The organism is Haemophilus haemolyticus, assembly GCF_001008275.1.
Classification (GTDB): Bacteria; Pseudomonadota; Gammaproteobacteria; order Enterobacterales; family Pasteurellaceae; genus Haemophilus; species Haemophilus haemolyticus_P.
The window spans coordinates 25,431-39,871 of sequence record NZ_LCTH01000032.1; the positions used below are offsets into that span (position 1 = coordinate 25,431).

17 protein-coding genes and 1 tRNA gene are annotated in these 14,441 nt (G+C 36.8%); 11 read left to right on the forward strand and 7 right to left on the reverse strand.

Annotated features, from left to right (window positions below; genetic code table 11):
• Positions 1-32: 32 nt before the first annotated feature.
• From murB to rpoH, 3 genes are all read left to right on the forward strand, one after another.
• On the forward strand, positions 33-1,058 hold the full coding sequence (gene murB, locus AAX15_RS05040; protein ID WP_046939407.1) for a UDP-N-acetylmuramate dehydrogenase: 1,026 nt from the start codon (positions 33-35) through the stop codon (positions 1,056-1,058).
• Positions 1,059-1,083: 25 nt separating this feature from the next.
• On the forward strand, positions 1,084-1,395 hold the full coding sequence (locus AAX15_RS05045) for a DUF2322 family protein (RefSeq protein WP_046939408.1): 312 nt from the start codon (positions 1,084-1,086) through the stop codon (positions 1,393-1,395).
• A 137-nt stretch (positions 1,396-1,532) separates the two neighbouring features.
• Positions 1,533-2,378 carry an RNA polymerase sigma factor RpoH gene (rpoH, locus tag AAX15_RS05050; protein ID WP_005626842.1) on the forward strand — a complete coding sequence of 282 codons (846 nt, stop codon included), beginning with the start codon at positions 1,533-1,535 and terminating at the stop codon, positions 2,376-2,378.
• A 52-nt stretch (positions 2,379-2,430) separates the two neighbouring features.
• Here rpoH and AAX15_RS05055 read toward each other — a convergent pair whose 3' ends face one another.
• Positions 2,431-2,796: a helix-turn-helix domain-containing protein gene (locus AAX15_RS05055; protein WP_046939409.1), complete on the reverse strand. Its 366-nt coding sequence runs from the start codon at positions 2,794-2,796 to the stop codon at positions 2,431-2,433.
• A 126-nt stretch (positions 2,797-2,922) separates the two neighbouring features.
• Between AAX15_RS05055 and AAX15_RS05060 the strand changes: the two genes are divergently transcribed.
• On the forward strand, positions 2,923-3,492 hold the full coding sequence (locus AAX15_RS05060) for a hypothetical protein (RefSeq protein ID WP_046939410.1): 570 nt from the start codon (positions 2,923-2,925) through the stop codon (positions 3,490-3,492).
• A 42-nt stretch (positions 3,493-3,534) separates the two neighbouring features.
• On the opposite strand, the gene dusC is transcribed toward AAX15_RS05060, so the two are convergent.
• From dusC to dauA, 5 genes are all read right to left on the reverse strand, one after another.
• Complete coding sequence (gene dusC, locus AAX15_RS05065; protein WP_046939411.1) at positions 3,535-4,470, reverse strand: tRNA dihydrouridine(16) synthase DusC; 936 nt, start codon at positions 4,468-4,470, stop codon at positions 3,535-3,537.
• Entirely contained in the window at positions 4,470-5,336 is an 867-nt protein-coding gene (djlA, locus tag AAX15_RS05070; protein ID WP_046939412.1) for a co-chaperone DjlA, read from the reverse strand. Before djlA ends, dusC begins: the two co-directional genes overlap by 1 nt.
• Before the next feature lie 78 nt (positions 5,337-5,414).
• Positions 5,415-6,056 carry an orotate phosphoribosyltransferase gene (gene pyrE / locus AAX15_RS05075; protein ID WP_046939413.1) on the reverse strand — a complete coding sequence of 214 codons (642 nt, stop codon included), beginning with the start codon at positions 6,054-6,056 and terminating at the stop codon, positions 5,415-5,417.
• Positions 6,057-6,079: 23 nt separating this feature from the next.
• Entirely contained in the window at positions 6,080-6,796 is a 717-nt protein-coding gene (gene rph, locus AAX15_RS05080) for a ribonuclease PH (protein ID WP_046939414.1), read from the reverse strand.
• 70 nt (positions 6,797-6,866) lie between these two features.
• Positions 6,867-8,609 (reverse strand): C4-dicarboxylic acid transporter DauA, encoded by a 1,743-nt coding sequence (dauA, locus tag AAX15_RS05085; protein ID WP_046939415.1) that lies wholly within the window; start codon positions 8,607-8,609, stop codon positions 6,867-6,869.
• A gap of 124 nt (positions 8,610-8,733) precedes the next feature.
• Between dauA and AAX15_RS05090 the strand changes: the two genes are divergently transcribed.
• Both AAX15_RS05090 and AAX15_RS05095 read left to right on the forward strand, forming a co-directional pair.
• Positions 8,734-8,823 (forward strand) — tRNA-Ser (locus AAX15_RS05090).
• A gap of 209 nt (positions 8,824-9,032) precedes the next feature.
• A complete protein-coding gene (locus AAX15_RS05095) occupies positions 9,033-10,235 on the forward strand; it encodes a tyrosine-type recombinase/integrase (protein WP_046939416.1) in 1,203 nt (400 codons plus the stop codon).
• Here AAX15_RS05095 and AAX15_RS05100 read toward each other — a convergent pair.
• Positions 10,224-10,469, reverse strand: a complete 246-nt coding sequence (locus AAX15_RS05100) for an ogr/Delta-like zinc finger family protein (protein ID WP_046939417.1) — start codon at positions 10,467-10,469, stop codon at positions 10,224-10,226. The genes AAX15_RS05095 and AAX15_RS05100 overlap by 12 nt on opposite strands.
• A gap of 474 nt (positions 10,470-10,943) precedes the next feature.
• On the opposite strand from AAX15_RS05100, the gene AAX15_RS05105 reads away from it, so the two are divergent.
• The 5 genes from AAX15_RS05105 to AAX15_RS09675 all read left to right on the forward strand — a co-directional run bounded on the left by AAX15_RS05105 (position 10,944) and on the right by AAX15_RS09675 (position 14,318).
• Positions 10,944-11,159, forward strand: a complete 216-nt coding sequence (locus tag AAX15_RS05105; RefSeq protein ID WP_046939418.1) for a helix-turn-helix transcriptional regulator — start codon at positions 10,944-10,946, stop codon at positions 11,157-11,159.
• Between the two features lies 1 nt (position 11,160).
• Positions 11,161-11,862, forward strand: coding sequence for a hypothetical protein (locus AAX15_RS05110; protein WP_046939419.1), 702 nt, complete (start codon positions 11,161-11,163; stop codon positions 11,860-11,862).
• Positions 11,863-12,024: 162 nt separating this feature from the next.
• The gene (locus AAX15_RS05115; RefSeq protein WP_155397819.1) at positions 12,025-12,969 is read left to right on the forward strand and encodes a hypothetical protein; all 945 of its coding nucleotides are present in this window, start codon (positions 12,025-12,027) and stop codon (positions 12,967-12,969) included.
• 223 nt (positions 12,970-13,192) lie between these two features.
• Positions 13,193-14,191, forward strand: coding sequence for a phage major capsid protein, P2 family (locus AAX15_RS05120; protein ID WP_052749719.1), 999 nt, complete (start codon positions 13,193-13,195; stop codon positions 14,189-14,191).
• A complete protein-coding gene (locus AAX15_RS09675) occupies positions 14,184-14,318 on the forward strand; it encodes a hypothetical protein (RefSeq protein WP_268988590.1) in 135 nt (44 codons plus the stop codon). Before AAX15_RS05120 ends, AAX15_RS09675 begins: the two co-directional genes overlap by 8 nt.
• Positions 14,319-14,441: the final 123 nt, after the last annotated feature.

Sequence of the window (14,441 nt, forward strand, 5' to 3'; positions counted from 1 at the left end):
AATTTTTTATGCACCCTACAATGGTATTTTAAATGCAAAATTTACAACCTTTTCACACTTTCCATATTCATGCTAATGCTCGTGAAATTATCGAAGCGCATAACATTGAACAACTACAACAAGCATGGGCTCATTCAAAAACAGAAAATTTACCCGCACTTTTTCTAGGTCAAGGCAGTAATATGCTATTTTTGTATGATTTTCATGGGGTGGTGATTTTAAATCGTTTAATGGGCATTACTCACCAACAGGATTCTGATTTTCACTACCTGCATGTGAATGGCGGTGAAAATTGGCATGAATTGGTGGAGTGGTCTATTAACAATGGTATTTATGGATTAGAAAATTTGGCTCTGATTCCTGGCTGTGCAGGCTCTGCGCCAATTCAAAATATCGGTGCATACGGTGTGGAATTTAAAGATGTATGCGATTATGTAGATGTGCTTAATTTAAACACAAATGAAACCTTCCGACTCGACACAGAACAATGTGAATTTGGTTATCGTGAAAGTATTTTCAAACATCGTTATCAACAAGGTTATGTGATTACAGCGGTTGGATTAAAGCTCACAAAAAATTGGCAACCTATTCTAAAATATGGCTCACTTGTAGAGTTCGATCCAAAAACGGTCACCGCTAAACAAATTTTTGATGAAGTCTGTCATATCCGTCAAAGTAAATTACCTAATCCCAATGAATTTGGTAATGCGGGCAGTTTCTTTAAAAATCCCGTTATCAGTTCAGAACATTTTGAGGAAATCAAAAAATATCACGAAAATCTACCGCACTTTCCGCAAGCCGATGGCTCAGTGAAATTAGCGGCGGGCTGGCTGATTGATCAATGCAATCTTAAAGGTTTTCAAATTGGCGGCGCAGCTGTTCATGAAAAACAAGCATTAGTGTTAATTAACAAAAGTGGTGCAACAGGACAAGACGTAGTCAAACTCGCCCATCATGTTCGCCAAACTGTTGCAGAAAAATTTGGTGTATATTTACAACCTGAAGTCCGCTTTATTGGTGCAACTGGCGAAGTAAATAGCGAGCAAACTATCGCATAATTTATATAGATTAAGGAAATAAACCATGAGCTTTAAAGAAATTTTAGAAACCTTACCCACAATCGATCATTTAACCGGTTTAAATGTGATGGATGGTGAAACGATTATCCACAACATTCCAGCCATACCAGGTAAATTAGGGTCGCTTCGTCTTTATAATGCGTTGGCTGAAAAATTTAACGGGAAATTAAACCGCACTTCCGCACAACAAGGTGTTGAATGGTTTGCAGAACACGTCGAAGATGCTAAAGCTAATCCAGGCAAGCATCCGAACATCGATTTACTATTTAAAGTCATTAATGAAAATCTTAATTTAACCCTCATTCCTCCTTGCTAATTAATCAGAATTATTTAGAATAATTGAACTTTTGATTGGTAAAACCTGTCTTATTAACAAATTGGTTCAATAAGATAGCTTATTGTGCTATAACTAAGTACATTGATTGGCAAACGCCAAAATAAAGAAGGGAAATGATGGATAAAGAAACACAAATGATGTTAGTTCCTCAAGGCAGTATCGAAGGTTATATTCGTGCGGCAAATGAATATCCGATGCTGACCGCAGAGGAAGAAAAAGAATTAGCAGAACGTTTGTATTATCACGAGGATTTAGATGCTGCGAAAAAACTCATTTTGTCGCATCTTCGTTTCGTGATCCATGTTGCGCGTGGCTATTCTGGCTATGGTTTGCCTCAAGCTGACTTAATCCAAGAAGGCAATATCGGCTTAATGAAAGCTGTCAAACGTTTTAACCCTGAAGTTGGTGTACGTTTGGTGTCATTCGCCGTGCATTGGATTAAAGCTGAAATCCACGAATATGTTCTTCGTAACTGGCGTATCGTAAAAGTCGCAACCACGAAGGCTCAACGTAAATTATTTTTCAACCTACGCAAAACTAAACAACGTTTAGGCTGGTTTAACGAAAATGAAGTTGATATCGTGGCAAATGAATTGGGTGTTTCCAAAGAAGATGTGATCGAAATGGAATCACGTATGAGCGGTGCCGATGTAGGTTTTGATTTACCTACTGATGATGCAGAAACAGAGACTTATTCTCCAGCCCTTTATTTGGAAGATAAAAGTTCTAATTTCGCAGCAGAGCTTGAAAATGAAAACTTTGAAAGCCAAGCAACCGAGCAATTAGGTGCAGCGCTACAAAGTCTAGATGCGCGTAGTCAGGATATTATCAAAGCTCGTTGGTTAGATGATAACAAAGCCACATTGCATGACTTGGCAGCAAAATATAATGTCTCTGCGGAACGTATTCGTCAATTAGAAACCAATGCACTGAAAAAATTAAAAAGTGCGGTGAGTTTTTAAATAATTTGGAAAAAGAAAACCTGCTGATTAGCAGGTTTTTATTGATTTCAATTCAGCCCTTAGTTTCTAACAATGAAATCACCTTCTTTAACGCTTTGATTTCATTTTCTTTCGCAGCAAGCAATTCCTTTAATTTCTCGTTTTCAACAGCAAGTTTCTCACTTGTACCAAAATAATTATTGTAATTAGAATGATTATCTCCTATTGAACAAATCACAAAACGCTCATCATCTAAAAGTTGTGCAATATTGATATTAAAAATTTGCGCAATTTGCTTCAATTTTTCCACACTAACTTTCGTTTGCCCACGTTCAATTTTTGCATAACCTGTTGTGGACATACCCAATTTTTCAGCTACATCCTCCTGTGTCCAATGATTCATGTCACGCATAATTTTTATTTTTTCTGATAATTCCATAATTCACCTAAAGTCATATTTTAACTCTTTAAGCGTTTTAAATAGCTCTTAGAGTGACTGGATTAAATTTTATCTAAATATAACATAGCAATTATTTAGAACCAATTTTCATTTAAGGAAATTAATATGAAAAAATTCATCTCAATTTTATCGTTAAGTATTATATTATTCATTACAGGGTGTTCAGCTACGGTTAATACAACCCAACGGGAAGATGTTTATAAATCTCAAAACTACACTAAAATAGACTCATCTATAATTTTGGGTGAATTCTCTTATGAACCAGCTAAATTAGGTAAAGTTAGAGAAAGCCAACCAGAAAATACTGCTATGGGAACGATTTATTTTGATCAAAGCATTGGAGAAATGGTTAAACACTTTACTGCAAAAGAGTTATCGATGACTGGAATCAAGGTTGGTATAGGTAAATTAACAATTTTGGGAAATGTAAAAAAATTAAAAATTGATGATTTAGGATACAGTGTTGATTTTAGTTATACTATTAACTATAAGCTCTTAAAGAATGGGGAAATCGTATGGGACAAAGATTATTCCCCGACTATAGTGACTGTATCAAAATTCGAAAGTTCTCCACGGGAAATGATCACAAGCCAAACCTATAGATTAATTGCATCAGGATATGAAAAATTTATTAATGATAACGGTGTGAAAACATTATTAGAAAACAACAGATAAAAAATGTGCGGTAAAATTTTTTCAATTTTACCGCCTTTATATTTACGTGATATGACTAAGGATTTCCTGAAAGTCTCTCAATATGTGGCAAGTCTTAATCTTATCAAACACTTGGTTCGCCTCATCATATTCCTTATTCAAATAACGTAACCATTGTTTAATTCGTGCCACATGGTAAAAACCGCTGTCATATTCATTCTCAACATTAGCATATTTTTGCAAGATTTTTTGAATCACACACCAAGGCATTTTTTCTGCATTTGATTTCAGAACATGGCTCAAATTCGGAATATTCAACGCGCCTCGCCCCACCATTAAATCCTGACAACCAGTTTGAGATAAGCAATCTTGCGCATCTTGCCAATGCCAAATTTCTCCGTTAGCAATAACTGGAATGGATAAACGCTCTCGGACTTCGCCAATTTTTTTCCAATTAATTCGATCAGCACGATAACCATCAGCTTTTGTGCGTCCATGAACTGTAATTTCAGTTGCACCACCCTGCTCTACCGCATCAGCGATTTCAAAAGCTTGAGAAATATCATCCCAGCCTAACCGCACTTTTACACTAACAGGAAATTCACGTGGCACGGCTCTGCGCAAGGCTTGAGTTGCACGATAAATCAATTCAGGCTGTTTCAATAATGCCGCACCACCATTACTGCCATTCACTGTTTTAGAAGGACAACCACAATTTAAATCAATGCCATGAGAACCAAGTTCTATCGCACGAATTGCATTTTCTGCAAGGCATTCTGGATGCTGCCCTAGCAACTGTACTCGCACAGGCGTGCCAGAAGAAGTAAAACCCTGATTTTTTAATTCAGGGCATAAACGATAAAATACTTTTTCAGGCAGAAGTTGATCAACTACGCGGACAAATTCTGTGATACATAAATCGTAGTCATTCACTTCCGTGAGAAGTTGGCGTACAAAGGGATCTAAAACCCCTTGCATAGGCGCAAGAATAACACGCACTATTTCCAGCCTTTTGCTTTACAAATTAGATCGTAAGCAGCTTGAATCTGTTGAGTTTTTTCTTTTGCCATTTCCATCATTTCTGGAGGTAAACCTTTCGCCACGAGTTTATCCGGATGGTGTTCATTCATTAAACGACGATAAGCACGCTTAACCGTGTTTTGCTCGTCGGACTCAGTCACACCCAATACTTTATAGGCATCATTTAAAGTTGGGCCAGAAGCATGTTGGTTACCACCACTATTTTGTTGCTGATATTGGTAGCCACCTTGATAGGCACCTTGTTGATATTGCTGATAGAAACCGCCTTGAGTAAAAGCTCGAGCAGCCATTTCCATTGCAATCATTTGTTCAAATTGCATACGAGAAAGACCAAGTTCTTCAGCGATCACATAAAGTACTTCTTTCTCATTTTCGTGAAGTTCTGAATCGGCAAAAGCCGCTTGAACTTGCACTTGTAAGAACATTCGCAATAAATCAGCACGCTGCCCACAACCAATGCGAAATTCACGGATAACTTGGCGAATTGGGAAATCGGATTCTTTACCTCGACGAAACGCATCTTGCGCTAATTTACGCCCCGCATCATCCAGTTTAAGCTGAATCATTAATTGATTAGCTAATTGAATATCTTCTTCTGTTACACGCCCTTTCGATTTACTTAAATGTCCTAACACCGCAAAGGTGGTTTGCATAAACAAATCTTGACGCGTTGTTTTCTTTTTAAAGAAAGTAGAACTTACCGAACCAAGCTCATACAATTTTTTATCTGCAATAGAACCTAAAATGAGTCCAGCTATCGCACCAAAAAATCCACCAACTTTCCACCCTAAAAATACGCCTATAATTTTTCCAATAAATCCCATTCTTTCCCCTGTTAAGTCAAAGTGCGGTTATTTTTATAATGTTATTTATAATGATGACAAAAATTTATTTCTCAAGTTTTATACGCCAAATTCAGCACGATAAACACGCATTTCCTGCAAATGGCTACTGTATCGAGGATCTTGTTCGATAAATTGCATCAAATCATCTAAATCAATGATTGATAGCACTTGGCATTGATAATCACGTTCAACTTCTTGAATTGCTGAAAGCTCGCCTTTTCCTCGCTCCTTACGGTTTAAAGCGATCAATACCGCCGCAAGCTCTGCCTTATTTGCACTAATTAATTCCATAGATTCACGGATCGCAGTACCAGCCGTAATCACGTCATCCACAAGCAAAATTTTTCCTTGCAATGGGCTACCAATTAAATTGCCGCCCTCTCCGTGATCTTTCACTTCTTTGCGATTAAAACACACAGGTTTATCAATACCATAACGATTAAATAACGCCACCGAAACTGAAGTGCCAATTGGAATACCTTTGTAAGCAGGGCCAAAAACAACATCAAAATCTACCGCACTTGCCTGAATTGCCGCAGCATAAAACTCGCCTAAACGCGCTAAATCTGCCCCCGTATTGAACAACCCCGCATTGAAAAAATACGGACTTTTACGCCCCGATTTCAAAGTAAACTCACCGAATTTCAATACATTTCGGCTTAAAGCAAATTCGATAAAATCGCGTTTATATTGTTCCATTTTTTAACCCCTATAAACTGTGTTTATAAGCCTAGCGCTTCGCGTTGAGCGGTGAAAATTTGATTACAACCTTGTTTCGCTAAATCTAATAATGTTAATAATTCTTCATGGCTAAATGGCTCGCCTTCTGCGGTGCCTTGCACCTCAATCATTCGACCATCTTCCATCATCACAACATTCATATCGGTTTCCGCTGCAGAATCTTCCACATATTCCAAATCACAAACAGCTTGACCATCAACAATCCCCACAGAAATCGCCGAAACCAAACCTTTAATTGGGTTAGTTTTTAACGTGCCATTCTCAATTAAACCGTTGATCGCATCACATAATGCGACTGCTGCACCGGTGATAGAAGCTGTTCGAGTACCACCATCCGCTTGAATAACATCGCAATCTAAAGTAATCGCACGTTCACCAAGTGCTTTGAGATCCACCATCGCGCGCAAAGAGCGGGCAATTAAACGTTGAATTTCCATTGTGCGTCCACCTTGTTTACCTTTAGCCGCTTCGCGTTGCATACGACTATGAGTTGAACGTGGCAACATTCCATATTCAGCCGTGACCCAACCTTGCCCTTGTCCTTTTAAGAAACGCGGCACTGCATCTTCCACTGTTGCAGTACAAAGCACTTTGGTGTCCCCAAATTCAACAAGCACAGAACCTTCAGCATGCTTGGTGTAGTTACGGGTAATTTTAATTTGGCGGGGTTGATTATTTTCTCGATTATTTGGACGCATAATTATTCCTTGATATGGTTTAGAATGATGTAATAAAAAAGCGCACTATTCTAGCACGCTTTAGTTTTCATTATTGGGTAGTTTTTTCAAAGTCACGAATTTTGTGGAAAGTTTCGTTTAAATCTGCCGCAAAATTAATTTTTTGAATATCTGGCGAAGAATTAGATTTAACTAACATTCTCAACGGTTGGAATTGCATATTGCACAAGTAAAGTTGTTGATGCGGCAACATGTGTTGAACAAATCGAGTAAGCGCATGAATGCCACCGGCATCAAGCACTGTCACAGCATCACATTGCAGCACAATATGTCTGATTTCGTGATCGGTATGAACCGTTCTATCATGCAAATCCGCAAATAATTTATCCGCAGCAGCAAAGAAAAGCGGACCGCTAATTCGGTAAACCAAAACATCATCTAAATCTTCAGGCGCATTGTGTTCAATGGCTTTTGTCATCTCAGCAATGGTTCGAATAAACAATAGACTCGCAAGCAACACACCCACACTAATCGCAATCACCATATCAAATAATACGGTCAAAATAAGACAAGTCAGCAACACCGCCATTTCATTCTTGCCTGAACGGCGAGCAAGGTGAATAATATCGTGCACACTCGCCATATTCCACGCCACCACCAACAACAAAGCAGCCATAGATGACAAAGGCAAATAAGAAAGGGCTTGCGAAAACAAAAGTAAAGCGAATAAAACAAGTATTGCATGCACGACACTCGATATTGGCGATACTGCCCCTGATTTCACATTAGCCGCAGAACGAGCAATCGCAGCTGTTGCGGTAATCCCGCCAAAAAACGGAGAAATGATATTCCCCAAGCCTTGCGCTAATAACTCATTATTGGAGTGATGTTTAGTATCAGTCATATTATCTAAAATCACGGCGCAAAGAAGTGATTCGATTGCGCCCAATACCGCCATTGAAAAAGCAGCAGGTAACAACGCTTGTAAGCTATTAAAATCCCAATGAATTAATTCACCTTGCGCATCAGGAATATTCCACGGTAGAGAAAAATCTGGCAATACATTAGGAATCCCATGACCAATAGAACCATCAGGCAAAATATATTGAAATGCAGATCCAATCGTCGCCACCCCAAAACCAAAATGCTGTAATGCTATAGCTAAAATTGTACCAATAATCACTGCAGGTAAATGCCCTGGCACTGCCAAACGCAATTTATGCCATTGAGTCAGGACTAATAGTGTTACCACTCCAACCGCTGCATTCGCCCAATTTATCGTAGGAAGTGCGGTAAAAATTGTTTGAATTTTTTCGAGATAATGCGCCGGCATTTTTTCTATGGAAAGTCCCAAAAAATCCTTAATCTGCAAAGTACCAATAGTAATGCCGATCCCACAAGTAAAGCCTAGGGTTACAGGCAACGGAATATATTCAATTAAACGCCCTAGACGAAATAACGCCATCAAAACCAAAATTAGCCCAGAAAGCAATGTCGCCATCAAAAGACCACTGAGCCCAAATTGCTGGGTAACAGGGTACAGAATCACAACAAAAGCGGCTGTAGGCCCAGATATATTAAAGCGAGAACCACCAGTCAGTGCGATAACGATACCCGCAATAATTGCCGTATAAAGACCATGTTGTGGCGGTACACCACTCGCAATCGCCAAAGCCATGGAAAGCGGAATCGCAATCACACCGACGGTCAACCCTGAAATAATGTCGCGAATCAACGATTTTTTCGAATAACCTAAACTAAAGGAATCTTTCAGCGCGCTAAAGGGTTTTACGGCTAAAAAAACATTTTTAGAAAATAACGCTTTAATATGCATAAAAAAACTACAAACGATAAATAAAGTGCGGTTATTCTAGCGAAACTTTTAAAAGTTTTTTATGTTCTAGCGCAAAAAACTTGACTAAACTGGAGCAAATCTTTATAGTTTGCGCACCTTTTACGGTGAGATGTCCGAGTGGTTGAAGGAGCACGCCTGGAAAGCGTGTATGTGGGAAACTGCATCAAGGGTTCGAATCCCTTTCTCACCGCCACGAACCAATTCATTAACGTTCACCAACGTTCATATTCGATAACAAACTATTGATATTTCAATAAGTTATCGTTCACAAACATTTACTACTGTTTATTTCTGATTGCTTATAACCGCACTTTTTAGATCCCAGTTTAGATCCCTCACTGTTTAGGGCTTTTTTCGAGGGATCTAAAAAGTCATACATTTTATTTTATGAGATGATGACTTATGAGCAAGATTGTTAAACCACTGACAAATACCACTTTACAAAACCTTAAACCGATTTCCAAAGAATACATTAAATCTGATGGAAACGGGCTTTATATAAGAATAAAACCTAATGGCACTAAAATTTGGTACTTTGCCTATAAATGGCATAAGAAGCACAGAAAAATTAGTCTTGGTGCATTTCCTGATTTATCTCTTGCATACGCCAGGGAAATAGCTACAGAATATCGCGGTCTAATTTTACGTAACATTGACCCGCTAGAATATCGAAACTCTTCTAATATAGAAGAAAAGAAAATAACCTTTGCGGAAATGGCGATTAGATGGCGTGATAAGCGTTTAAAATTGGGAAAACTTAAACCCGAAACAGTCAATGATGCTTTCCGCCGCGTGGAATTGCATTTATTTCCGAAAATAGCAGACTTACCTATTGAGCAAGCGAGTTATAAAACCTTTGAACCCGTATTATTGCCGCTTAAAAACTCAAATACGCTTTATAAGATAAACATTGCAATAAATCAGATTTTCAGAATGGCAGAGGATGAAGATTTAATAGTTAAGAATCCGTTTAGAAAAATTCATGATGAGTTTACTTATGTGGAAACTAAAAATCATCCGACACTTGCACCAGAAGAATTACCCCGCTTGTTTGAAGTAATGCAAGGGGCAAATTTAGAAAAACCAACCGCACTTTTAATCGAATGGCAATTATTAAGCATTTTACGCAGTTCTGAGGCAGTTAGTATTGAATGGGCAGATATTGATTGGGATGCGAAAGCTCTACATATTCCCGCTGAACGAATGAAAGGCGGTAAACGTTCCCATAGTGTTCCACTTTCTCGACAGGCTTTGAATATATTAGAGCAAATGCGCCGTTATAATGGCAATCGTAAATATGTGTTTTGTTCACGCATTGCACCTTATAATCGCCCGATGAATAGCGGTGCGGCAAATGTTGCTTTAAAGCGTATGGGATTTAAGGGGTTGTTAGTTGCTCACGGTTTACGCAGTATAGCAAGCACTTATTTGCATGAATTAGATTGCTTTTCTTCTGAAGCCATTGAGTTATGTTTATCTCACGAAAATCGTGGGAAAGTGCGCGCAGCTTACGATAAATCGAAAAAATGGCGTTCCAGACAAGAAATTATGCAGAAATGGGGAGATTATGTAGAAGAATGCAAAATAAAGGCGTTACTCGCTTAATATTGCGCGAAGTTCCCGCTTTTTATCTTCTGGCAGATTTGCAATGATATATTTAAAATAATTCTGCTCTTCTAGTTTACTAGGCTTTGTTGTGTGACTAAAGGTTAAGTGTATGACGAATTTATGTGCACAATCCTTATTTTTACAGGTGCAATAGAGTCTAGTAAATTCTTTATGTTCTCTTTGACTTCTATTAATCACTGCCTTATAACCACAGATTTTACAAAAAATCATTTTTTCACGCTACCTTAACTGAAATACTTTTCTTATTAATCCTCTCACGGAAAATTTAAAAAAATATTATAAATCAGATATTTACATTTCACTTCTTAATATATCACTTTTTCCTTAACTGAAAAACACTGAAAAAATGTGTAATTTTTACAGTTAAGAAAATTCAATAAATAAGCATCTAAAGCTAGATATAGCAAGGCTTTACGCAATTTTAAAGACTGAAAATTAACTGTAATTTCTTCAATTTTTAACGCAAATTCGGCGAGGGAGGAAGTGGATTTTCCGTGACGTTGAATTTTCCGTGGAAAATTTCCGTGGGCTCTGGTTGAAATGGTTATTTTTCATTCTCTTTTTGTGGATTCTAATTTCACAAACAAACTTTCTATTCAATCTATCACTAATCTTTTATTTTTTGCCTATCCAATGGGATGTATTGAGATTCCTAGGAATCCAATTTTTATAAGGAAAATATTTATGAATGAAAAAATGCCACAGGCGGAACGCTTCATAAAATTACCCGAAGTGATGAATAAAACGGGGCTAGGACGATCAAGCATTTATCGAAAAATGAATGCTGGCGATTTTCCCAGAAGCATTCAACTAAACAAAAATAACATCGTATGGCTTGAAAGCGAAGTAAATGCGTGGATGCAAGCACAGATAGAAAAACGTAACCAAAAGGAGAAGTAGAATGAAACTACAAAACCAAGATAAGCAAGCTGAATTAGAACAACTGATCGGCAATTTAAACGTTAGCAATCAAGTATTCTACGAAATACAAGATAAAGCCTTATCAATTAAAGAAAACATATCGCGCAACAAAAAACTCATTGAAGCATTAGAAAGCGATAATCAAGAGGCACAGAAAGAAATAGACAATCTTCAAGTTAGCGATACTGGCGAGATTAATTTTGATGGCTTTGATGAACTTTCAGAACGAATCAGTAAAAATACCCGTAAAATCGACACAATTAGAAAAGTGGTTGAAAAATTCGAAATTCAATTAGAAATTCTTTTGATGACGGAATACGAACAAAACCTGACAATATGTAATGAATCCGCCCGCAAATGTTATTCACTTATTGGCGATGAGTTACTCAATGAATTTATTTCAGGCGGTATAGCAGAAGAATTAAGCCGAATACTTACCATTTTTGATAAAGGTGGAAGATATGCAGATGTTTTAAAATATTCAACGGATAGCAATATTCGCGATGTTTTTATTGATGAATTGATAAAACGATTGAAACCTTACATTAAAGCTGATGCAAATGTGCGGGATTTAGGTTTTTCATCACCCGAAGTTAAACTATCTATCCCGATTCCTAGCTGCAGTTTATTGCAGAGAAATAAACATTTAGAAGAACTGAACAATAAACTAAATCAATACTAAGCCGTGGCCCTGTTAAAACAGGGCTTTTTTTATTTTTAGGATAAATTGGCATAACTTGGGATGATTTTGGACTGTTCAACCTGCTATATTTGTGTTATTTTACTATACAAAAACACAGTATCAGAGGGTGCTATGGGGCTATGTCTAATCGAACAAGATTATATGACTATTTCTGATTTTATTAATTCTTTAAATGAAACCGATAAAACAAAAATAGATATGGATTATCTACTAAAACTTTTTGTAGATGAAAAACTTAATTTCTATTTAAAAATAAAAGGCAATCAAGATGAAATATATATATCAGATAGAACCTATTTTTGTTCAACGCAGTTAGACACATATGGCAATACTAATGATAATCTCTTTGTTTCTAATGGCTTTGCAAAAGGATATAGAAGTGGAGAAGAAATAAATTTAGAAAACAACAACTTTCATTTTGAATTAAGTTATTTATCGTGCGATTTGATAGCAAAAGAAAAATATAAACTTAATGATAGAAGAAATTTAATAGTATCAGATGAATTTTATTTTGAAGGAATGTTTAGAATAAATATAGAAAAAGGGTTTATTAATGAAATAGGATTAGATCCCGATAGCTATTTGTATAATTTAAGAAAATCTATATTTCTTTCTAAAACGGGGCTTTCTAGGCTTATTTGTTCATCCTTAGAAATCAATGAGACTTTTATAAGAGATCCTGATATTTTTATAGATGCAGAAGATGATCAAATTTTTATTGATTATCTAAATGAGGTTTATTTATCAAAGGCTGAGATTAATCTCTTAAATAAAGACTTTGGATTATTCACTCATTCAAACACAAATAAACCGCACGAAAAATCAATTAATGAATCAGATGAAGAAATGTATCAAAGCGTTATCAATGCTTTAGTTTTTATGCATCATCCAAAATTTCAAAAAGTAAATAGAAAGAGCTTTTTTATAACTGACAAGAACAGACCATCATTTAATGCAATTTCTGAAGCTATTAGCGATATATTAGAAGAAATGCAAAGTAAAGTTGGATATAGTGGAAAAGTAAGAAAAGCGAAGACCATAGCACCTTTTCTAGAAAAATTTCTAGACCGAAGTCAATACTACTAAATCAAGCCCCTAATTGGGGCTTTTATTTTTTACCCTATTCAACCGTCTAATTTTTTCTAAAAAAGACAAAATTTTTCTAAAAAAAGTAAATTTTCCCAATTTCCTCTAGATCATTTTTTCAACTTCCTACAATACTTTCCGCAATCAAACATAGACAAAGGTGAACGTTAATGAAGATTGCTCAGTACATATGCACACTTACTTATTCAAGAGGAATAACAAAATGAAAGATTCTCAAATAAAGCAATATGCAAGCCAACTTGTGACAAAATATCAAGGTCAACCAAGCAAACAGTCTGACGTTGTTTTATCTATCACACTAAATGAAAAAGCCCTACAAAGTCTAATGACAGATTTTAAGGCGCGCTCTGATTTTTTAGGGGCAGTTAACTGGCTCCCGGTCAAAAACGTTGAAGGGAAAAAATTCTTAGGTGCACTAAAAGGCACAACAACAGGACGCAAACAAGAGGGGCGAAATCGCTCTATTATGGAATATGGCGAAACTTACAAAACTTGCGAGATAGATAGCGGCGTGCAAATTAGCTGGCGTTTAATTGATGAGCTTGAAGTCACTCAAGAAAACTTTGAAGAGCTTTTCACCCGGTTGACGGAAAACCAGTTTATTTTAGATATGCTGAAAATAGGCTGGCATGGTGAAAGCCAAGCGGTAAACACACAAGCCGAAGATTTATCAGATGTTACAAAAGGCTGGCTGGCACAACTGAAAGAACAAAACCCAGCGAATATCATTACGGGCGGAAAAAGTGCGGGCAAAATTGTCTTATTTACTGAAAAAGCCGACTACAAAAATTTAGATGAATTAGCGACTGCATTGCGCAATAAATTGCCAGCAGAATATCAAGAACGCAATGATCTTGTATTTCTTGTAGGGGCTGAATTAGCCTCTAAAGCCAATGCCAACATTAAAGGTGCATACCTTTATTCTGAAAATAACGGCATGAATAATCTTTATTTATCAAATTATTTTGGCGGTATGCCTAGCATTATTCCGCCGCAATTCCCGAAAAAATGCGCCGTGGTAACCACGCTTAAAAATTTAAGTATTTACACACAAAAAACAAGCTGTCACCGCTCTATTTATAACGAAGAAAACACGGGCGACTATATTAACGCCTACTATCGCCAAGAGTGCTATGTTGTAGAAAACCTTAATTTAATGGCGGCACTCGAGCATAAAAACGTGGTATTTGAAAATGAATAAATCCTTATCTGTAATGACCGAGTTGTCCCGCTTGCCAATTTCAACGCAACGCCGTTTTATTAATGAAGTGGCGCGTGAACTTTTACAAGAGAAAATTCCGTTACATAGCTCAATTTTACCGAGATGACGAACTCAACCATAATGAAAAAAGAACGTTCTATTTTATTCTGATGGAATATATAGAAAAAGATGATGTAGGCAAAACCCTGATTAAATAAAGTGCGGTCAATTCCGCACTTAAATAAAAGGA